We start from the raw sequence: 18,600 nt of genomic DNA, 5'->3' as shown, positions 1-18,600 counted from the left end.
TGGGTTTGTAAAAAACCCGAGAGGCGATTAGCCGGTCTCGGGTTGGGGGCGGCGGCGCGTCGCAATCAGCCGGCCAGTGCTTTTTTGACCGTGTTCATGAACGCGACCTTATCGTAGTTGCCCAGATAACGTTTGATGATGTGCCCCTGCTTGTCGATGAGGAAGGCGGTTGGGGTCAGGCTGATGTTGCCATAGGCTTTGGCAATCTGGCCTTGCGCATCGATGGCGACCGGGAACGGCAGCTTGCGGGTTTGGGCGTAGTTCTGGACATAGTTGGGCGGGTCGTATTGCATGGCCACGGCAATGGCCTCAAAGCCCTTGGGGGCGAGCGCGTCGTAGGTTTTGATCATGTCGGGCATCTGCTGGATGCAGGTAACGCAGCTGGTGGCCCAGAATTTGACCAGTACGACCTTGCCGCGCAGATCGGCGGGGGTGATTTTTTGCCCGGTAAGCGAGACGAACGTGACATCGGGGGCGGTCTTGGCCGCGCCCGCAAATTGCCACACACCGACACCCACCAGAGCGGTGAGCGCGAACAGAGTGATCAGAATTTTTTTCATTTGATAGGCATCGCTTGGGCGCCGCCGGAAGTGCTAGGGCCGGGCGCTGCGGTTGAACTGGGAGCTGCCGCATTGTCCTGGACGGGGGCGGGCGTTTGCCGTTGCAGCAGGCTCTCGGGCGAGACAATCTCGAATAATTTTACTACTTTATTGACGCCGCTTACACCCGAGGCGACGATGGCGGCCCTGTCGCCTTCATCCTGGGTGACTTTGCCCAGCAGATACACCACACCGCGTTCGGTCGTGACTGAAATGGTGCGGGTCGGGACGCCTTTGGCGTCGATCAGGGAGGCCACGACCTTGGAGGTAAGCCAGGTATCGTTGGTGCGCACGCCAAGCGGCGTGATGTCGCCTACTCGTATTTCGTTGACGACCTTTTTAACTTTTTCGACGTGGCCCGCTGCTTCTTCGGCTTGCCGTTTCATGGCGTCGGTAGGTACGTCTCCGGTCAGCAGCAAAAGGCCTCCGTAACAAGTGGAGTTGACGCGCCCCTTGTCACCCACCAGTTTGCGCATTTCGTTGGCGGATTTCAGTTCGATGGTTTTGTCTTCGACCTGTTGGCCCGTTGTGCGTCGGTCGCTGGCCACCGCGGCGCCGGTCGCCGCCCCTCCGACGAACAGAACGCCGCAGCCCGGCAGGGTGCAAAGGGTGGCGGCGGCCAGCGAGGCCACTAAAAGCGAACGGGTGCGTCGTGTGAAGGTAGGCATTAGAGAGTGTCTCCCAGTAGCAAGGCGTCAATACCGTCACACAAGGCATGCAGGAGCAGGATGTGGACTTCCTGAATGCGCATGGTGCGCTCGTGCGGGACGCATAAGTGAATGTCGGTTTCGTAGAGCAGCGCGCTGATATTGCCCCCGCCCTTGCCGGTAAGCGCCAGAACCGGCATGTCGCGCTCGTGGGCGGCTTCGATGGCGCGCAGAATGTTGGGCGAATTGCCGCTGCTGGAGATGGCTACAAGAACGTCGCCGGACTGGCCCAGAGCGCTTACCTGGCGTTCGAAGATGGCGTCAAAACCGTAGTCGTTGCCCACGGCTGTAAGGATCGAGGTATCTGTATTGAGGGCGACACCGGCCAGCGGCAGGCGGTCGCGTTCGAAACGGCCCACCAGTTCGGCGATGAAGTGCTGGGCGTCGGCCGCCGAGCCGCCATTGCCGCAGGCAAGGATTTTGCCGTTTCCGGTTACGGCGCCAAACAGCAGGTCGACCCCGGCGGCCAGGGGGCCCGCAAGCGCTTTGGAACTGGCCTTCACCGTATCGATGGCATCGTCGAAATGCGAGGTCATGCGTGATGTCATATCCATAGCCGGTATTATCTCATGTTCGATTGAAAATAATGTCATCGGACGTAACGGCTCATATTGCTTTCAGTCTATCGTAAATGCCTGTTTGATCCAGTTTATGCCATGAGGTTCCACTGTGACGACATCGAAGCGGCAGACGGGAGCGGCTCCGCCGAAGTACCGGCGGCCAAGCGCGGGCAGGAAATAATGGGCGCTGCGGATCAGGCGTTGCTGCTTGCTGCGGTTTACACTGGCGGCGGCGCCCCCGTGGCGTGAATCGTGCCGGTGCCGGACTTCGACGAAAACCAGCACCGTCCTGTCCAGGCCGATCAGGTCGATTTCGCCGGCCTTGCAGCGCAGGTTTTGCCCTACGATCAGAACGCCGGCGGCTTCGAGCAGCTCTTTGGCCTGTTGTTCGGCATGTTGTCCGACGCGCTGGGTGGGCGATAGCGCGATGAGCGTGGCGTCAGCGTGTGTGACTCTGGAGCGAGCCAGGCGCCTGCGGCGGCGCTTCACCGCGGTTTTCTGTGCGATTTGCGCCAGTTCCTGGATAATTTGATCTTCGCCGGGCATGCGTCGAGGTCCTGTTTGAGGTTTATGTCTAGTATGAGTGAAACGCCTGATTATGTGGATTCCCAAGCGACATGGAATCGTCTCATTGAGCGCGTCGGCGGGCAGGACTGGCCTGTGGCGACTTTGTATGTGGTGGCCACCCCGATTGGCAATTTGGGCGACCTCGGCCTGCGAGCCTGGCAGGCCTTGGCGCGCTGCGATGTCATCGCGGCCGAAGATACCCGCGCCAGCCGGCCTTTGCTCGATGCCTGGGGGGTGGCCACGCCGCTGATGGCGGCGCATCGCCATAACGAGGCCAGCGCGGCCGAGTCGATCGTCGCACGTCTGGCTCAGGGCCAGCGCGTGGGGCTGATTTCCGACGCCGGGGCGCCGGCGGTCAGCGATCCGGGTGCGCGGATCGTGCGCGCGGTGCGCGAAGCCGGCTATGGCGTTGTAGCCGTCCCCGGTGCGAGCGCGGTCATTGCGGCATTGATGGCCAGCGGTGCAACCTCCGATGAGAACCCGGCTTTTGTGTTCGCCGGATTCATGCCGCCCAAGGCGACGGCGCGGCAGAAGTGGCTCGCGGGCTGGTGTGCCATTGCCGCGCCGATCGTGATGTTCGAGTCCCCCCATCGGCTGGATGCCGCCATTAGGGATTTAGTCAAAGTATGCGGCCCGGACCGTTTGCTGACGCTGGCACGCGAACTGACCAAGCGTTTTGAACAGGTCGTGACGCGGCCCCTGGGCGAGGTGGCCGCATGGCTGGCCGAAGATGCTCATCGCAGCCAGGGCGAATTCGTGTTGATTGTTCATCAGGCGCCCGCGGAACCGGAGGCCCAGGCCATAGGCGCCGAAACGCTGAAATTGCTCGATGCGCTGCTGGAATCGCTAAGCGTGCGCGATGCGGCGCGCGTAGCGGCCAAGGTGAGCGGCCTGCCGCGCGACGTTCTCTACGCGCAAGCGCTTTTGCGGGCGCAAGCCCTGTAGCGGCAGCCCTTGTGGCTGCCATCCACGCCGCCTCAACGTACCGCCACGGTGGAGGCTGCTCCGGTTTGCTGCTGGATGCGCACCGCCGCATTGACGGCCGCTGTGCGGCTGGGGTAGGGGCCGATTTGCACGCGATACAGATGGCTTTCTGTCAGAACCTGGGCCGGCCGGCTTTCTATCTGGCCGATTTGCTCATTAAGTTTGCTGGCCATGTGCCGGGCGTTTTCCGGGCCGCTGAAAGCGCCGAATTGCAGGTAGATCTGATTGCTCGCGGCCATGGTAGCGGCACCCCTCGTGGGTGCCATATCAACATCCTGCGCACGCGTGGCCGGCTCCGTTTCTTCCTGTGTTTGATCCTCGGCGGCCGATGGGCTCTGCAGCGCCAGCATGACGTTGGGCGTGGGTTCAGAGGCCGACGCGGGTTCGCTGCGGCTATCGAATCTGGGCTGCTCCCTGGCGACAGGCGCGGGCTCGATGGCCACAGGCCTGGATTCGGCCGTCGCAACCGCAACGGGCGCAGCTGTCGTGGGTTGTACCCTGCCGCCTGTTGCCAGGGCAATGTCGTCCAGGTGGGTTTGCCCTTGAGCGATGTCCTGATTGGTGATCGCGTCGACGATCACCTCGCCGCTGCCGGGGCCGATAATGCCCAGCTTTGCGGCAGCCACATAAGACAGATCCATGATTCGGCTGCTGTGGAAGGGTCCGCGGTCGTTGATGCGCACAATAATCGACTTTCCGGTTCCCACCCGCGTGACGCGCGCGTAGCTGGGAATCGGCAAAATCGGGTGAGCGGCCGTCATGGCGTACATATCGTAGATTTCACCGTTGGAGGTTTTCGCGCCGTGGAATTTCTTGCCGTACCACGAGGCGATGCCTTGCTGCCGGAAGGGGCGATCCGACGATAGCGGCACATAATTTTTGCCGAACACGGTGTAGGGCCGGCTGGTGGCGCGCGAGTGGGTTTCAATGCGCGGTACCGCGTCGGGGATGGCGTCGATATTGGAGGGTGGATGGGCGCCCGGGCCGTCGTCCTTGTAGTAACCGCCTCCGCGGCGGGTGGTGGAGCAGCCTGCCAGAATAACCAGGCTGATCAGCGTCAGGGCGGCGGCGAACGAGCGCAAGGGCGTCATGGGATATTTTCAGGCGGCTGATTGCGATGCCGCACCAAAAGTGGAGCGTGATCGGAAAATTGCCGGGCGAGTTGCTCGACCACATAGACGGAACGGTGCTGTCCTCCTGTGCAACCTATGGCGATGGTCAGGTAGTTGCGGGTGTCTTGCATGTATAACGGAAGCCAGCGGCGGATGAATCCCGCGATATCGTCGATCATGGTTTGAACGCTGCCGAACTGGCCCAGCCATTTGGCCACGGGCTCGTCGCGGCCCGTTAGCGGCCGCAGCGTTCGATCGTAGTGCGGGTTAGGCAGGCAGCGCACGTCGAAGACCAGGTCGGCGTCGCCCGGCACCCCACGCTTGTAGGCAAAGGATTCGAAGGTCAGGATGACGGCGGCGCGGTCGGCCTGCACCAGGTCGCGCACCCAGGTGCGCAACTGCCCGGGAGTCAGGTCCGAGGTATCGATAACGTGTTCCTGGTCGCGCAATGGGCCCAGCATCTCGCGCTCGGTATTGATGCAGTCTTGCAGCGACGGGGATTTTCCCCCTCGTTGCAGCCTGTCGGCCAGTGGGTGGCGTCGGCGCGATTCGGAATAGCGTTGCTGCAGCGTGTGGTCGCTGGCATCGAGGAAAATGACTTTGAAGGCGGTGCCCATGGCGCGCAGGCTTGTGATGACACCAGGCAGTTCGTCGAGTTCGCCGGGAGAGCGCACATCGATGGCGACAGCGACATGTTCGAGGCCGTCTTCGCGTGTGCTGGCGATGAAGTCATGCAAGAACCGTACCGGCAGATTATCGACGCAGGTATAACCGGAGTCTTCCAGTAGCCGCAAGGCCACCGATTTGCCCGAGCCCGAAATGCCGGTTATGAGGACGATACGTAGCATGACTATAAAATCCCGCTCCACAAAGGGCCGACTGGCCGCGACGTTGGCCCGTTAGCCTTATTCTATAGGACACAGCTTGTTCTGCGCCAGAGTAAATCTTTCTTGACGCCCGGCAAAGCCTGCCTGGGGCTTTCCTATTCCTTGCGGCTACTTTCCATAATGGCCAAGGCCTGGCGCTCGATGAATTCGCCCATGGTGTCAATGCCGCGTAGCGCCAGGATGGTGTTGCGCACCGCCGCCTCGACCAGTACGGCCAGATTGCGGCCGGCCGCGACCTGCAGCATGACGCGCCGTATCTGCACGCCCAGTATCGCCTGGGTCTGGTCCTGGACGGGCAAGCGTTCGAACGCGTCGGCCGTCGAGCGGATCAACTGCACCACCAGCTTGAGTTTCATTTTGCGGCGCACCGAAGTTTCGCCAAAAATTGTGCGTATGTCGAGCAGCCCCAGGCCCCGGACTTCCAGCAGGTTTTGCAGCAGCGACGGGCAGGCGCCTTCAATCATGTTGGGGGCGGTGCGTGATAGTTCGACCGCATCGTCGGCGACGAGCCCGTGGCCGCGCGATATGAGCTCCAGGGCAAGCTCGCTTTTCCCCAGACCCGATTCACCGGTAATCAACACGCCCACACCCAGCACGTCCATAAAAACGCCATGCACGGTAGTTTTGGGCGCCAGCCGTTTACCTAGGTAGATGCGTAGCATGTCGATGAGCGCCGCGGCGTCGATCGATGTGGTCAGCAGCGGGATCTGCTGCAAGTTGCAGAACTCGCGCAGATCGTCGGGCACGGGCAGGTTTGCCGCGATAAGGATGGCGGGTACGCCGCCCGCCACCAGATCTTCAAGGTGATGCACACGCCGCTTGATTTCGAACCGGGTGTAGTACGACAGTTCTTCCTTGCCGAAAACCTGAATGCGAGAGGGGTGGATCAGGTTCAGGTGGCCCACCAGATCGGCGCCCGACATCCCGGCATCGGAGATCATGCGATGCGCGGCCCCTAATCCGGCTACCCAGGTAAAGGAGATTTTGTCGGCATTATCACTAACGAGTTCTTGAATGGTGAGCATGGTGATGGCGTCGAGGTGTTTAGCCCGCAGGCTCTTGGGTGAGCAAGCGATGAATAATAAGTGCGTCGGCTTCGGTGGCGAGCGACTGGCGTATTGCGTCATTGGACACCAGTCTGGCGATTTCGGCCAATAAATCCAGATGCAGCTGGGTGGCGCTTTCGGGCACCAGCAGGAAAAACAGCAGATTGGCGAGCCGGCCATCGCTGGCGTCGAAATGCACGGGGTTGGTCAGCCGGATAAAAGCGGCGCACGGGTCTTTCAGGCCCTTGATCCGGCCGTGTGGTACGGCAATCTGGTGGCCTAACGCGGTTGAGCCCAGGCGTTCACGCGCGATAAGGCTGTGAAAGACCGATGTGCGGGCAATTCCATGGTGATTCTCGAAAAGCAGTCCGGCTTGTTCAAAAGCCCTTTTTTTGCTGGTTGCAGCCAGATCGAGCACTATGTTTTGCACAGGCAGGATACGCGACAGTAGATTCATGCCGCCCATTATATGGGTAGAGGTATGAAAGCCCCAATCTGGATCGGAATTGGGGTTCTGGATGGCGTTTTGTTGTAAATGGCGTCTGGAAAATTTGAATGGCACCCACAAGGGGTGCCGCTGCATGTGTGTCGGATCATGCGTCCGGGTTTTGTAGTGGCACCCCTTGTGGGTGCCATTGGCCTTGACGCCTATTCGGCAGGCACTTCCTGCCGTTTGGCCGGCTCGTGGGCGTGATCCTGAATTTTGCTTTTATATTTTATGACCTGGCGGTCGATTTTGTCGGCCAGGAGATCGATGGCGGAGTACAGATTATCGTCGTTTGCTTCGCAATGGATATCTTTTCCACGGACCCTCATGGTGACTTCAGCGGTGTGCTTCAAGCGCTCTACCGAGAGCATGACCTGGGTGACTATGACGTTATCAAAGTGTCGGGAGACACGCGCCATTTTATTTAAAACATACTCGCGTATGGCAGGGGTTACTTCTAGGTGACGACCGCTAATGCTCAGGTTCATAGGGTGCTCTCCTTTAAAAGCTTGTATGGATGCGCGGACTTGCGCGTAATTTAATAAATCGATCTCCTTTAAATGAAATGGCAACAAGTCCAGTGTATAGATTATGTGGGCAAAATCAAGCGGCCTGGGCGCGCCTCATTCGGCCCCCCCAGGGAGCCCGCCATGAATCGCGGCGCAAACTTTACATCTTGAAATTTTTGCCCAGATAAACCTTGCGCACCGCCTCGTTGGCGATGATTTCGCTGGGATGGCCGTTGGTCAGGACCTTGCCTTCGCTGATGATGTACGCGCGGTCGCATATCCCCAGCGTTTCGCGCACATTGTGGTCGGTGATCAGCACGCCGATATTGCGGCTTTTCAGAAAGTGCACGATGCGCTGGATTTCGATGACGGCGATGGGGTCTACACCGGCAAATGGTTCGTCGAGCAAAATGAAGCGCGGGCGTGTGGCCAGCGCACGCGCAATTTCCACCCGGCGCCGTTCGCCGCCTGAAAGGGAAATGGCCATATTGCGGCGTATGTGGCCAATTTGCAGTTCGTCGATCAGGGATTCCAGGTTCTGGCTGATGCTGGCCGACGATATTGCCTGGCCATTTTCCTCGACCTGCAGTTCGAGGACGGCCTTGATGTTTTCTTCGACCGTCAGGCGCCGGAACACCGAAGCGTCCTGCGGCAGATATGACAGGCCCATGCGGGCCCGCTTGTGCATGGGCATGCCGGTAATGATGGTGTCGTCGATTTCGATCCGCCCCGCGTCGCTGGGGATGATGCCTACGATCATGTAGAAGCTGGTGGTTTTGCCTGCCCCATTGGGGCCCAGCAAGCCGACCACTTCGCCGCTGTCGACGGCCAGGGACACGTCGTGCACCACCATTCTTTTGCCGTACGTTTTGCGCAACCCCGTGGCGCGCAAGCGGCGCAGCGGGGCTCCTGTTGCCGGGGAACTGTTGGCCGGAAGGGGGGAAGAAGACATAACTCGCTTATTGTGGTTAGGGGCGTGGCCTTAGCCTTTCTTGGCGGATTTCTTGCTGCATTCGGCGACGGCCGCGTCGATTTTTGCAGTGGGCTGGGCTACCGAGCGCACCCGTCCTCCAGCGGCCGCGGAATTGGGCCCGCCGAAGGCTTCGTAGATATCGGTTTTCTGATTGTATTTGACGCGTTCGCCGCTGATCGTATCGAAAGGCTTGCCGCAGACAAAGCGTGTAACCACTGCCTTGCCTATCATTTCGAACTCGTCGGTCTTGCCATCGTATTCGGCGCGCAGGCCGCGGGCCTCGATCACTTCGTATTTTTCGGGCCGTTCCTGTCGCACAAAAACCAGTTTACCGGTGCCGACCGTGGCGGTTCCGTACTGAAATCCGGCGGCATCTTCGTGCATCGAAAGCGTATCGGAGCGCAGTGTCATCAGGCCGCGCGTCATCACGACGTTGCCGGTAAAAACGCTTTCTTTTTTGATGTCGTTATAGTTGAGTGTGTCCGACAGGACCAGGGTGTCGGGTTGTTCAACGGGTTTTTTCCCCGCCTGGCTTTGGCCGGCTTTGGCCGGTGATGCGGTGGCGGCCAGCGCGGTGTCCGCGCCAAGCCCCACGATCAGCGCCGACGCGGCAAGCCATGCAAAAAGTAATGGGTGGCGTCGTGGATTCATGGTTTCGTTTTACGAGAAGGTTTTGAGGTTTTTTGGTTTTCTGCATCCCGCCCCGATATTTTTGCATCGGCCGCCGAATACACTTGCAGATCGCGTGTGTTGTTATCGTAACGCATGCCCTTGCCGTTCAATGTTGAATTGCCGTTGACCACCAGCGCGGGAAGATCGGTGAACGCCACGTTTTTGTCGGGCAGCAGGGTCAGTTGCTGGCTGGTAACGTCCATGGCGGCCCGGTCGGCGTCGGGCAGGCGATGCAAGTGCGCGTTGCCTTGCATCACAATGCGCGAACCACCTTGATCCATAATGGCCACGTTCGAGGTGCCAATGGTGATGGGCGACCCGGGCTGTTGGCCGATGGCCTTGGCCGTTGTTACTTTATAGGAATCGTCGTCTGGATAATGCTGCATATAGACTCCCTCCAGACGGTTGATCGGGACGCCTTGTTCGTCGGTGCGCACCATGATGAATTGATCGGCCCACGAGTCCGGCTCGTGCGTGACGCGGCGTGGCGGGTCAAACGGAATCGCGCGCTGTGCATAGCCGGCCGCCCACCATGTTCCAATGACCAGGGCGACGAGCAAGGCGAAGGCGATCAGGGTGGGGACGCGATCTCTCATTGTTTACTGTGTCGGCCCGCTTGTGGTGAACGGCCGCGGGCCGAAAAATGCGCGCAAGCGCCCCTGGGCGGCCAGAATGACATCGCAACATTCGCGTACGGCCCCATCTCCCCCGGCGCGCGATGTTACCCAATGAGCGGCCTGTGCGACGTAGGTGGGGGCGTTGGGAACGCTCACCGCCAGGCCTGCCCGTTGCAAGACAGGCAGGTCGATAATGTCGTCGCCCATGAAACCCGTTTGCGCCAGTGTGCAGCCTTGTTCCCGAGCCAGATCGCTCAGGGCCGAAACCTTGTCTCGTACGCCTTGCAGCACAGTCGAAATGCCCAGCTCCGCCGCGCGGCGCGCCAGGATGACCCCCTTGCGCCCGGTGACCAGCGCGATGCCGATGCCGCTTTCGCGCAAAAGCGACAGACCATGTCCGTCCAATGCGTTAAAGCATTTGAGGGCTTCGCCGTTTTCGCCGTACCAGAGGCGGCCATCGGTCAATATGCCGTCGACATCGAAGGCCATAAGACGAATCCGGCCGGCGCGTTCAATGACGGCAGGTGTAATTCTGGCCAGGACGAGAGCTTCGGCAGGATGAGCGGTGGCAGGTGTATTCATGAGATTAGATGACCTTGGCGGCAAGCAGGTCGTGCATGTGCAGAGCGCCTAATAGTAGCCCGGTATGGTCAACCACGAGTATTTGGCTCAGGCGCCCCGCATCCATCAGCGTTGCGGCTTCGACCGCAAGCGCGGTGGGCGCCACGGTTTTGGGGTGATGGCTCATGCCGTCGGCCACCGTCAGGGGGCGTATATCGCCGTGACGGGCGATCAGCCGGCGCAAGTCCCCGTCGGTGAATATCCCGATGGGGTGCTGCTGGCCATCGAGAACGATAGTCATGCCCATGCCTTTGACCGACATTTCCTGCAGCGCCTCGGTGACCAGGGTGCCGGCCTCGACAATAGGCAGGGCGCTACCCTGGCGCATCACATCGCGCACCAGGGTGAGCAGGCGGCGGCCCAGCGCACCGCCAGGATGCGAGCGGGCGAAATCTTCGGCGCTGAAGCCGCGCGCTTCCAGGCAGGCTACCGCAATGGCATCGCCCAGCACCAGCGCGGCGGTCGTGCTGGCCGTGGGCGCCAGGTTCAGTGGGCAGGCTTCCTGCTGGACCTGCACATCCAGATGCAGATCGGCATTGCGGGCCAGTTCGGACTGCGGGTGGCCGGTGAGGGCGATAAGGGGTATGCCCATGCGCTTGACCACCGACAGGATGGTCAGCAATTCCTGGCCTTCGCCTGAATAGGACACGGCCAGCACGATATCCTGCGAGGTCAGCATGCCCAGATCGCCGTGTATGGCTTCGGCGCCATGCATAAAGAACGCCGGCGTCCCGGTCGAGGCCAGGGTCGCGGCAATCTTTTTGGCGATGTGGCCCGACTTGCCGATGCCGGTTACTACAACGCGCCCCTCGCAACCCAGCACCATTGTTACGGCGCGAGTAAATGAGCCGTCGATACGGGCATCGAGCGCCTGCAGCGCCTTGATTTCGACGCTCAGGGTGCGATGGGCGGAGGCAATGATATCGGACGGCGCTGGAACCGGTGTATTTTTCATGGTTCGATTTTAAACGCAGTCTGGAAGGTCCTGTTATTTGCGCGTTTTGTAGGAGGTGGGCGATTTATGCGTTTTGTAGAGGGTGGGCGAATTATGTAGCGGCAGCCCTTGTGGCTGCCATTGTCGCCGCGCTTGAATCCTCATCGCTTTACAGGTATATTCCGTATTTACAGTTGTTTCAGTAATTACCGAAATAAGAGAAATCTATGAAGCTTGGAGCGCAAGCCGAGCGATTCGTCTTGCATTTTGGCGAAATGGGTAGCCGCTGGGGCGTTAATCGCACCGTGGGGCAGATCTATGCACTGGTGTTTCTGTCGCCCAAACCCTTGAATGCCGATGAAATTGCTGAGACACTGGGTTTTTCGCGTTCCAACGTGAGCGTGGGCATTCACGAATTGCAGTCATGGCGCCTGGTGCGCATGGTGCATCAAATCGGCGACAGGCGCGATTATTTTGAATCGCCTAAAGATGTATGGGAAATCTTTCGCGTTCTGGTCGAAGAAAAGCGCAAGCGCGAAATCGACCCGACGCTGACCCTGCTGCGCGACGCTTTAATGGAAAAGCCCGCCAACGATGATGAGGTCTATGGCCAACGACGCATTACCGAGATGCTTGAACTGGTTGAGCTGAGCACCGCCTGGTTTGACGAAGTGCAGCGCTTGCCGCCTGAAACGCTCGAGAGCCTTATGCGCTTGGGCAGCAAGGTGCAGAAGGTTTTAGGGTTTGCCGGAAAATTGCGCAAGTAGTTACGAAAGTAGTTACGCGAATAAAGTTGCGGGAGCATGCAATGCCAGATATCGATGTAGTCACCCTGTCGCGAATTCAATTTGCTGCCACGGTGATGTACCACTTTCTGTTTGTGCCCTTGACGCTGGGCTTGTCATTTCTGCTGGCCATCATGGAAAGCGTTTATGTGATGACCGGGCGCGATATCTGGCGTCGCATGACGCTGTTCTGGGGGGTCCTGTTCGGCATCAATTTTGCGCTGGGGGTGGCCACCGGCATTGTGATGGAGTTTCAGTTCGGCATGAACTGGGCCTATTACAGCCATTATGTAGGCGATATATTCGGCGCGCCGCTGGCCATTGAAGGCCTGATGGCGTTTTTTCTTGAGGCGACATTCGTTGGGCTGTTCTTCTTTGGCTGGGATCGCTTGTCCAAGATTGGCCACCTGTCGGTCACCTGGCTGGTCGCACTGGGCACCAACCTTTCGGCCCTGTGGATCCTGATCGCCAATGGCTGGATGCAGAATCCGGTGGGCGCCATTTTCAATCCGATCACCATGCGCATGGAAATGACCGATTTCGGCGCGGTTATTTTCAACCCCGTGGCGCAGGCCAAGTTTGTGCATACGGTAAGTGCCGGCTATGTCATGGGCGCCATATTCGTGATGGGTATCAGCGCCTGGTATATTCTGCGCGGCCGCCATATCGAGATGGCCAAACGCTCCATGGTGGTGGCTGCAAGCTTTGGCCTGGCCGCTGCGCTCTCGGTTGTTGTCCTGGGCGATGAAAGCGGCTACCTGACGACCGAGCATCAGAAAATGAAGATCGCCGCTATTGAAGCAATGTGGCACACGGAGCCTGCACCGGCGAGCTTCAATCTGTTTGCGATCCCCGACCAGGCCAAGGAAAAAAACTATTTCGCGGTCGAAATCCCTTATATGATGGGTATTATCGGCACGCGCTCGCTGACGACGCCCTTGCTGGGGATTGATGATCTGGTCAAGCGTGCCGAAGTGCGGGTCAAGAATGGCATCGTCGCCTACGATGCCTTGCAGCAGGTGCGGGCTCATCCGCAAGACGCCGCGGCGCGCAAGCTGTTCGACGCCAATTGGCATGATCTGGGTTATGGGCTGCTGCTCAAACGCTATAGCCCCGACATCAGCCGCGCGAGCCCCGAAAACATTGCCCAGGCGGCTCGGGATACTGTCCCGCAAGTGGCTCCGCTATATTGGACATTCCGTGTCATGGTAGGGCTGGGCTTTTATTTCATCCTGTTTTTCGCGGTGGCTTTCTGGCTGGCGTCGACGGGCCGGCTGCGCAGGTATCCGCGCTTTCTCAAGATGGCCTTGTGGAGCCTGCCCCTGCCGTGGATTGCCATCGAGTGCGGCTGGTTCGTGGCCGAGTTCGGCCGCCAGCCCTGGGTCATAGAGGGCGTTTTACCTACTTACTATGCGGCTTCGGGGTTAACCGTTCTCGACCTGTCGATTAGCCTGGGCATATTTTTAGTGCTCTATACGATTCTGGCTATCGTCGGTGCCAAGGTCATGTTGCATGCCATTAAAGCGGGCCCCAGCGATGAGCGGCAGCCAGCGCCCCGATCGGGCGCGTCCAATCCGGCGCTATTGGCGACGCACTAGGAGAAACCTGATGGAACAGCTTATTCCCTTGGACTATGCAAGCTTGCGTCTTATTTGGTGGGCGTTGCTGGGAGCCCTGTTGGTCGGTTTTGCCGTGATGGACGGATTCGATCTGGGGGTGGCCACTGTTTTGCCTTTGGTGGCCAAGGAAGACGTCGAGCGCCGCGTGGTGATCAATGTGGTCGGCCCGGTTTGGGAAGGCAATCAGGTTTGGCTGATCACCGGGGGCGGGGCGGTCTTTGCCGCCTGGCCCTTGTTGTATGCCTCGTCGTTCTCGAGCTTTTATCTGGCCATGATGCTTTTGCTGATTGCCCTGATACTGCGTCCGGTGGCTTTCAAGTATCGCAGCAAAATGCCCTCGCGGCAGTGGCGGCGCGCCTGGGATGCCGTGCTGTGCGGCTGCGGGTTTATTGCGTCGCTGGTCTTTGGCGTGGCGGTGGGCAATGTCATCGTGGGCATTCCTTTCGGATTCGACGCCGTTACGATGCGTCCGCTCTATCAGGGAAACTTTTTTGACTTGTTTACGCCGTTTCCCTTGCTGTGCGGACTTTTAAGCGTGTGCATGCTGGCCATGCACGGCTCGGCCCTGCTTTTCTGGAAAACCGATGCGGCGGTGGCGATGCGAGCCAGGCGCAGCGGAATCCTGTTCGCGCTTGCCGCCTTGCTGCTGTTTGCCTTGGGCGGCTGGTGGGCCGCGCACGGTTTGGTGGGGTTCTCGATTACGAGCGTCATCGATCCGGAGCAGGTGTCCAATCCATTTTCCAAAAAGGTGGTTCTAAGCGCGGGCGCGTGGTTCACCAACTATAGCCGTTGGCCTGCGATGTGGATTGCGCCGGCGCTGGGCCTGGGCGGTGCGGCCGTGGTGGCGCTGGCGTTGGCGCTGCGGGCACAGGCGGCGGCATTTATCGCTTCATCGCTGTGCGTGACCGGTATTGTGCTGACCTTCGGGTTTTCGATATTTCCGTTTTTGTTGCCTTCGTCGCTCTCGCCCGATGCCAGCCTGACCATATGGGATGCGTCGTCCAGCCGTCTGACCTTATGGATCATGCTGTTGGTGACAGGGCTGCTATTGCCTATCGTCGCGCTGTATACCGGGTGGGTTTATCGGGTCCTGCGCGGTACGGTGACACAGAAATCGCTGGGCGATTCGCCCCATGCTTATTAACGCGGGATAAGGTGCCTGTATGTGGTATTTTTCATGGATTCTTGGGCTGGGCCTGGCTTGCGCTTTTTCAATTCTGAACGCGATGTGGTTCGAGCTGCGCGAGGGCGAGTCTCATAACCCGCTCAATCCCGACGCATTCACCGACCATCGCGATTAAGCGCGGGGCTTGGGGCGGCTTACGTGTCAGGCGCTGACGACCACCGTGCATCATCGCCATCGGACCTGGCGCGCGCCCAGTCGCGCTGGCTTTCGCAACTGTACCGCTTGGCCCCGCGCGGCATGGCCTGGGCGGTTATCGCCCCGCTTGCGGCCGGGCTGCTTTTGCTGGTACAGACCTGGGCCGTGGCGCAAGTGCTGGGCCGTGCCATTGCCGACCAAGAGCCGCTCGCGGCGGCGACACCCCTGATTGTTGCGATCGGCCTGCTCATGGCGCTGCGTGCTGTGCTGGTGTGGTCGGGCGAGCGTGCGGCCAGCCGCGGCGCGGAACGGATCAAGGCCAGCCTGCGTCTGGCATTTTTTGAACGCATGCTGGCGCTCGGCCCCCAGTGGACCCGGCAGCGCATTTCCGGAGAACTGGCCAGTATCGTCATCGAGCAGATTGAAGTTCTGGACGGTTTTTTTATTCGCTATTTGCCCTCGGCGATTGCCGCGTCGTTCCTGCCCTTGGCGTTTGGCCTGGTGCTCTTGCCAATAGACTGGATTGCGGCGCTGGTTTTGCTTCTGACGGCGCCCCTGATTCCGGTTTTCATGGCGTTGGTGGGGCGGGGGGCCGAGGCCGCCAGCCGCAAGCACCAGCTGGCGCTTGTTCGCCTGTCCGGATTTTTCTCCGACCGTTTGCGCGGCGCGTTTACCCTGAAGCTTCTTGGCCGCGCACAGGCCGAGGCCGACACCGTGCGTGCCGCGAGCGATGAGCTTGCCCAAAAAAATATGGCGGTGTTGCGCCTGGCCTTCCTGTCTTCGGCGGTTCTGGAGTTTTTTGCGGCCCTGGGTGTGGCCGGTGTCGCGCTGTATGTCGGTTTAAGCTATCTGGGGTATCTGGATTTGCGCGCCAGCGCGTTGACCTTGCCCTGGGGGCTGTTCTGCCTGCTGCTCGCCCCCGAGGTGTACAACCCTTTGCGGCAGTTCGCGGCGAATTATCACGACCGCGCCGCGGCGCGCGCGGCCGTAGGTCATATTGCGGCGGCGTTCGAAGCCTTGCCTGATGTGGACGGGGCGACGGTGGGCGGATTGTCTTTTGGTCTTGTTGGTCAGGGTCGGGAATGGCACCCACAAGGGGTGCCGCTACATGAGCCGCGGGCACGCGTTTGTAGCGGCACCCCTTGTGGGTGCCATAACCCCCGCGCAAACGAAGATACGGCCGGCAGCGCGGCATTGCTGGTACGCGGCATGACTCTACACGCCCCTAATCGCAGCGCTGCCGTATTGGACGAGGCAAGCTTTACCGTTGAACGCGGTGAAAATCTCGCGCTAATGGGCCGGAGCGGTGCCGGTAAAACCAGCCTGCTCGAAGCGCTGCTGGGCTTGCGAGCCCTGCAGTCGGGCGAAATTTGTCTTTTCGGCCGGACGTTGGCGCAGTGGCCGCAAGGCGATTTACGGCGCGTGGCGGTGTTGATCGGCCAGCAGCCCTTTTTCCTGCCCGGCTCGATCGCCGACAACCTGCGGCTGGCGCAGCCGCAGGCCTCGGAAGAGGCGCTGCATCGGGCGCTGGAAGCGGCCTGCGCCGAGGAGTTCGTCGCGGCGTTGCCGCAAGGATTGCATACCGTGCTGGGCGCTGAAGGCTATGGCTTGTCGGGGGGGCAGTTGCATCGCCTGGCTCTGGCTCGCGTGTTCCTGACTTCGGCCGATCTGATTCTGCTCGACGAACCGACCGCGCATCTGGACGCGAACAGCCGCGACAGGGTGATGCGTTCGTTGTTGACGTTTACCTCCATGCGCACGCTGCTCGTGGCGACTCACGATCCCGCCGTGGCGGCTTGCCTGCAGCGTACCCTGCGACTGCGCGACGGCAAGGTGCTGCCATGAAAACACTGAGGCTGCTTTGGCCCTGGTTCGTGCAACGCCGCCGCAGTTTGGCGGGCGCCCTGTTGCTGGCCATCCTGACGCTGGCTGCCGGGATGGGATTGTTGTCGGTGGCCGGCTGGTTTCTGACGGCTGCCTTTTTGGCAGGCGCCTCGATCAGTTTCGACTTGTTCGCGCCGTCGGCCCTGGTGCGCGGTCTGGCGCTCTTGCGCATTGTTTTCCGTTATGGCGAACGCGTAGTGGGCCATGCGGCCACGCTGGATTTGCTGGCCGATATCCGCAGCACGGTCTTTGCGCGAATCATGCGACTAAGTCCGGGCCAACTGGCAGGTTACCAGGGGGGCGATCTGGTGGCCCGCCTGGTGGGCGATATCGATGCGCTCGACACTTTGTTTTTGCAGGTAATTGCACCGATCCTGACGGCGGTGATCATGGGCCTGGTGTTCAGCCTGGTTCTGGGCGCTCAGGTTCATGCGCTGGGGTGGTTGGTGTTTGGCGCCATGCTGATTGGGGTCTGTGTGGTTCCGTATCTGCTGGCTCGCCAGGCTCGCGCGCCAGGAAGCGATGCCCAGCGTGCGTCGGCCCAGGCCAGAACGCTGATCCACAGTGCCATCGCGGGCCATGTAGACCTGGTCGTGTTCGGGGCTCAGGCCCAGGCCCAAGAGCGCTTTGGTGCGGCGGCCGCACAACTGTCGCGCGCCCGCGACCGGCTCTCGGCAATCGGCTCGATGGGACAGTTGGCGCAACAATTGGCCTCAGGGTTTTGCGTACTGGCGCTGCTGTATGGCGGTCTGCAGGCGTTTACTGCGCAGGAGATAAACGGCCCGGTATGGGTGGGCCTGTTGCTGGGTGCGCTGGGCTTGTTCGAAGTGCTGGGGCCCTTGATGCGCGGCTCGGCGCGGCTGGGGCCCGCTGCGGCGGCGGCTGCGCGTGTGAGGGCTGTTCTGGATGAGCCGGTCGCCCTGGCCGACGTCGCCTATCCGCTGGACTTGCCGGCCTCGGGGGTCATTGAACTTTCGAATTTGAGTTATGGCTACCCGTCGATGGCTGGTGTTGCGGTGCTCGATGGCATCGATCTGCAAATCCGGGCGGGCGAGCGGCTGGCGATTGTCGGCGCGAGCGGCTGCGGCAAATCGACTCTTTTATCCCTGTTGATGCGCGTGTTTGATCCCACCCAGGGCATGGTTTCGTACGGCGGGGCGCCCATCAGCCAGGTCAGGCAGGCGCAGTTGCATACGCGGTTTGCCTTGTTGTCGCAGAACTCACCGGTTTTTCTGGGGACTTTGCGCAGCAATTTGCTGATTGGCTGCCCTGAGGCCGATGAGGCCCAGCTTTGGCGGGCGCTGGAAAACGCACGTCTGGCCGAGTTTGTCCGCTCGCTGGAAAACGGGCTGGACACATGGGTTGGCGAGTCGGGTCATTCTCTGTCGGTCGGCCAGGCCCGGCGCCTTTGCCTGGCGCGTGTTTTGCTCAGTCCTGCGGTGGTGTGGCTGCTCGATGAGCCGACCGCGGGCCTGGACGAACCGGCTCAATGGGCGTTTTTTAATGATCTGGCGGCTGCGGCCGAAGGTAAAACCGTTGTTCTGGCCACGCATGCGGGGTTCCCGGATGCTGCGGTGGACCGGGTGCTGCGTCTGGGGCAAGGTGTTTTGACGCCGGCTTGAAGACCCTGTTCTCGGCGCTCAGTGTAAACTGTGCCTGCCCTGATATCGTCAACGATGCCGCTACGACAACGCAGACCCGTCGCCTTTTCCTGTG

General features: G+C 60.4%; 21 protein-coding genes. 7 read left to right on the top strand and 14 right to left on the bottom strand.

Annotation, left to right across the window (positions count from 1 at the left end; genetic code table 11):
• Positions 1–65: 65 nt before the first annotated feature.
• From EDC26_RS02265 to EDC26_RS02250, 4 genes are all read right to left on the bottom strand, one after another.
• A complete protein-coding gene (locus tag EDC26_RS02265; RefSeq protein ID WP_132579616.1) occupies positions 66–560 on the bottom strand; it encodes a peroxiredoxin family protein in 495 nt (164 codons plus the stop codon).
• The gene (locus EDC26_RS02260) at positions 557–1,267 is read right to left on the bottom strand and encodes a BON domain-containing protein (protein WP_132579615.1); all 711 of its coding nucleotides are present in this window, start codon (positions 1,265–1,267) and stop codon (positions 557–559) included. The genes EDC26_RS02265 and EDC26_RS02260 overlap by 4 nt, the downstream gene beginning before the upstream one ends.
• Positions 1,267–1,860 carry a phosphoheptose isomerase gene (locus tag EDC26_RS02255; RefSeq protein WP_165930875.1) on the bottom strand — a complete coding sequence of 198 codons (594 nt, stop codon included), beginning with the start codon at positions 1,858–1,860 and terminating at the stop codon, positions 1,267–1,269. The genes EDC26_RS02260 and EDC26_RS02255 overlap by 1 nt, the downstream gene beginning before the upstream one ends.
• Positions 1,861–1,923: 63 nt before the next feature.
• Positions 1,924–2,412 (bottom strand): YraN family protein, encoded by a 489-nt coding sequence (locus EDC26_RS02250; protein WP_132579614.1) that lies wholly within the window; start codon positions 2,410–2,412, stop codon positions 1,924–1,926.
• Positions 2,413–2,445: 33 nt separating this feature from the next.
• Here EDC26_RS02250 and rsmI point away from each other — a divergent pair, with 33 nt between their 5' ends.
• On the top strand, positions 2,446–3,378 hold the full coding sequence (gene rsmI / locus EDC26_RS02245) for a 16S rRNA (cytidine(1402)-2'-O)-methyltransferase (protein WP_132579613.1): 933 nt from the start codon (positions 2,446–2,448) through the stop codon (positions 3,376–3,378).
• Between the two features lie 32 nt (positions 3,379–3,410).
• Here rsmI and EDC26_RS02240 read toward each other — a convergent pair whose 3' ends face one another.
• From EDC26_RS02240 to EDC26_RS02195, 10 genes are all read right to left on the bottom strand, one after another.
• Complete coding sequence (locus EDC26_RS02240; RefSeq protein WP_132579612.1) at positions 3,411–4,508, bottom strand: septal ring lytic transglycosylase RlpA family protein; 1,098 nt, start codon at positions 4,506–4,508, stop codon at positions 3,411–3,413.
• Entirely contained in the window at positions 4,505–5,377 is an 873-nt protein-coding gene (gene rapZ, locus EDC26_RS02235) for an RNase adapter RapZ (RefSeq protein ID WP_132579611.1), read from the bottom strand. The genes EDC26_RS02240 and rapZ overlap by 4 nt, the downstream gene beginning before the upstream one ends.
• A gap of 134 nt (positions 5,378–5,511) precedes the next feature.
• The gene (gene hprK, locus EDC26_RS02230) at positions 5,512–6,441 is read right to left on the bottom strand and encodes an HPr(Ser) kinase/phosphatase (RefSeq protein WP_132579610.1); all 930 of its coding nucleotides are present in this window, start codon (positions 6,439–6,441) and stop codon (positions 5,512–5,514) included.
• Positions 6,442–6,460: 19 nt separating this feature from the next.
• Positions 6,461–6,919 (bottom strand): PTS sugar transporter subunit IIA, encoded by a 459-nt coding sequence (locus tag EDC26_RS02225; protein ID WP_165930874.1) that lies wholly within the window; start codon positions 6,917–6,919, stop codon positions 6,461–6,463.
• 191 nt (positions 6,920–7,110) lie between these two features.
• Complete coding sequence (gene hpf, locus EDC26_RS02220) at positions 7,111–7,437, bottom strand: ribosome hibernation-promoting factor, HPF/YfiA family (RefSeq protein WP_132579609.1); 327 nt, start codon at positions 7,435–7,437, stop codon at positions 7,111–7,113.
• A 181-nt stretch (positions 7,438–7,618) separates the two neighbouring features.
• Positions 7,619–8,410, bottom strand: a complete 792-nt coding sequence (lptB, locus tag EDC26_RS02215) for an LPS export ABC transporter ATP-binding protein (RefSeq protein ID WP_132579608.1) — start codon at positions 8,408–8,410, stop codon at positions 7,619–7,621.
• Positions 8,411–8,440: 30 nt separating this feature from the next.
• Positions 8,441–9,082 (bottom strand): lipopolysaccharide transport periplasmic protein LptA, encoded by a 642-nt coding sequence (lptA, locus tag EDC26_RS02210; RefSeq protein WP_132579607.1) that lies wholly within the window; start codon positions 9,080–9,082, stop codon positions 8,441–8,443.
• Complete coding sequence (lptC, locus tag EDC26_RS02205) at positions 9,079–9,699, bottom strand: LPS export ABC transporter periplasmic protein LptC (RefSeq protein ID WP_132579606.1); 621 nt, start codon at positions 9,697–9,699, stop codon at positions 9,079–9,081. The genes lptA and lptC overlap by 4 nt, the downstream gene beginning before the upstream one ends.
• A gap of 3 nt (positions 9,700–9,702) precedes the next feature.
• Complete coding sequence (locus tag EDC26_RS02200; RefSeq protein WP_132579605.1) at positions 9,703–10,302, bottom strand: KdsC family phosphatase; 600 nt, start codon at positions 10,300–10,302, stop codon at positions 9,703–9,705.
• Positions 10,303–10,306: 4 nt separating this feature from the next.
• Positions 10,307–11,296, bottom strand: a complete 990-nt coding sequence (locus EDC26_RS02195; RefSeq protein WP_132579604.1) for a KpsF/GutQ family sugar-phosphate isomerase — start codon at positions 11,294–11,296, stop codon at positions 10,307–10,309.
• A gap of 206 nt (positions 11,297–11,502) precedes the next feature.
• Here EDC26_RS02195 and EDC26_RS02190 point away from each other — a divergent pair, with 206 nt between their 5' ends.
• From EDC26_RS02190 to cydC, 6 genes are all read left to right on the top strand, one after another.
• Positions 11,503–12,042 (top strand): GbsR/MarR family transcriptional regulator, encoded by a 540-nt coding sequence (locus EDC26_RS02190; RefSeq protein WP_132579603.1) that lies wholly within the window; start codon positions 11,503–11,505, stop codon positions 12,040–12,042.
• Positions 12,043–12,083: 41 nt separating this feature from the next.
• Positions 12,084–13,658: a cytochrome ubiquinol oxidase subunit I gene (locus EDC26_RS02185; protein WP_132579602.1), complete on the top strand. Its 1,575-nt coding sequence runs from the start codon at positions 12,084–12,086 to the stop codon at positions 13,656–13,658.
• A 10-nt stretch (positions 13,659–13,668) separates the two neighbouring features.
• Positions 13,669–14,823, top strand: a complete 1,155-nt coding sequence (gene cydB, locus EDC26_RS02180) for a cytochrome d ubiquinol oxidase subunit II (protein WP_132579601.1) — start codon at positions 13,669–13,671, stop codon at positions 14,821–14,823.
• Positions 14,824–14,842: 19 nt separating this feature from the next.
• Entirely contained in the window at positions 14,843–14,980 is a 138-nt protein-coding gene (gene cydX / locus EDC26_RS02175; RefSeq protein WP_132579600.1) for a cytochrome bd-I oxidase subunit CydX, read from the top strand.
• A 122-nt stretch (positions 14,981–15,102) separates the two neighbouring features.
• The gene (gene cydD / locus EDC26_RS02170) at positions 15,103–16,845 is read left to right on the top strand and encodes a thiol reductant ABC exporter subunit CydD (RefSeq protein ID WP_132579669.1); all 1,743 of its coding nucleotides are present in this window, start codon (positions 15,103–15,105) and stop codon (positions 16,843–16,845) included.
• Positions 16,842–18,506 carry a thiol reductant ABC exporter subunit CydC gene (gene cydC / locus EDC26_RS02165; RefSeq protein WP_132579599.1) on the top strand — a complete coding sequence of 555 codons (1,665 nt, stop codon included), beginning with the start codon at positions 16,842–16,844 and terminating at the stop codon, positions 18,504–18,506. The genes cydD and cydC overlap by 4 nt, the downstream gene beginning before the upstream one ends.
• Positions 18,507–18,600 lie beyond the last annotated feature (94 nt).

The organism is Paralcaligenes ureilyticus (assembly GCF_004346225.1).
Taxonomy (GTDB): Bacteria; Pseudomonadota; Gammaproteobacteria; order Burkholderiales; family Burkholderiaceae_B; genus Paralcaligenes; species Paralcaligenes ureilyticus.
This window is presented reverse-complemented; position numbering and strand designations above follow the sequence as displayed.

Excerpts from the sequence above, each read along its gene's own strand:
- EDC26_RS02265 (WP_132579616.1), bottom strand. The coding sequence starts at position 560 with ATGAAAAAAATTCTGATCACTCTGTTCGCGCTCACCGCTCTGGTGGGT.
- EDC26_RS02260 (WP_132579615.1), bottom strand. The coding sequence starts at position 1,267 with ATGCCTACCTTCACACGACGCACCCGTTCGCTTTTAGTGGCCTCGCTG.
- EDC26_RS02255 (WP_165930875.1), bottom strand. The coding sequence starts at position 1,860 with ATGGATATGACATCACGCATGACCTCGCATTTCGACGATGCCATCGAT.
- EDC26_RS02250 (WP_132579614.1), bottom strand. The coding sequence starts at position 2,412 with ATGCCCGGCGAAGATCAAATTATCCAGGAACTGGCGCAAATCGCACAG.
- rsmI (WP_132579613.1), top strand. The coding sequence starts at position 2,446 with ATGAGTGAAACGCCTGATTATGTGGATTCCCAAGCGACATGGAATCGT.
- EDC26_RS02240 (WP_132579612.1), bottom strand. The coding sequence starts at position 4,508 with ATGACGCCCTTGCGCTCGTTCGCCGCCGCCCTGACGCTGATCAGCCTG.
- rapZ (WP_132579611.1), bottom strand. The coding sequence starts at position 5,377 with ATGCTACGTATCGTCCTCATAACCGGCATTTCGGGCTCGGGCAAATCG.
- hprK (WP_132579610.1), bottom strand. The coding sequence starts at position 6,441 with ATGCTCACCATTCAAGAACTCGTTAGTGATAATGCCGACAAAATCTCC.
- EDC26_RS02225 (WP_165930874.1), bottom strand. The coding sequence starts at position 6,919 with ATGAATCTACTGTCGCGTATCCTGCCTGTGCAAAACATAGTGCTCGAT.
- hpf (WP_132579609.1), bottom strand. The coding sequence starts at position 7,437 with ATGAACCTGAGCATTAGCGGTCGTCACCTAGAAGTAACCCCTGCCATA.
- lptB (WP_132579608.1), bottom strand. The coding sequence starts at position 8,410 with ATGTCTTCTTCCCCCCTTCCGGCCAACAGTTCCCCGGCAACAGGAGCC.
- lptA (WP_132579607.1), bottom strand. The coding sequence starts at position 9,082 with ATGAATCCACGACGCCACCCATTACTTTTTGCATGGCTTGCCGCGTCG.
- lptC (WP_132579606.1), bottom strand. The coding sequence starts at position 9,699 with ATGAGAGATCGCGTCCCCACCCTGATCGCCTTCGCCTTGCTCGTCGCC.
- EDC26_RS02200 (WP_132579605.1), bottom strand. The coding sequence starts at position 10,302 with ATGAATACACCTGCCACCGCTCATCCTGCCGAAGCTCTCGTCCTGGCC.
- EDC26_RS02195 (WP_132579604.1), bottom strand. The coding sequence starts at position 11,296 with ATGAAAAATACACCGGTTCCAGCGCCGTCCGATATCATTGCCTCCGCC.
- EDC26_RS02190 (WP_132579603.1), top strand. The coding sequence starts at position 11,503 with ATGAAGCTTGGAGCGCAAGCCGAGCGATTCGTCTTGCATTTTGGCGAA.
- EDC26_RS02185 (WP_132579602.1), top strand. The coding sequence starts at position 12,084 with ATGCCAGATATCGATGTAGTCACCCTGTCGCGAATTCAATTTGCTGCC.
- cydB (WP_132579601.1), top strand. The coding sequence starts at position 13,669 with ATGGAACAGCTTATTCCCTTGGACTATGCAAGCTTGCGTCTTATTTGG.
- cydX (WP_132579600.1), top strand. The coding sequence starts at position 14,843 with ATGTGGTATTTTTCATGGATTCTTGGGCTGGGCCTGGCTTGCGCTTTT.
- cydD (WP_132579669.1), top strand. The coding sequence starts at position 15,103 with ATGGCCTGGGCGGTTATCGCCCCGCTTGCGGCCGGGCTGCTTTTGCTG.
- cydC (WP_132579599.1), top strand. The coding sequence starts at position 16,842 with ATGAAAACACTGAGGCTGCTTTGGCCCTGGTTCGTGCAACGCCGCCGC.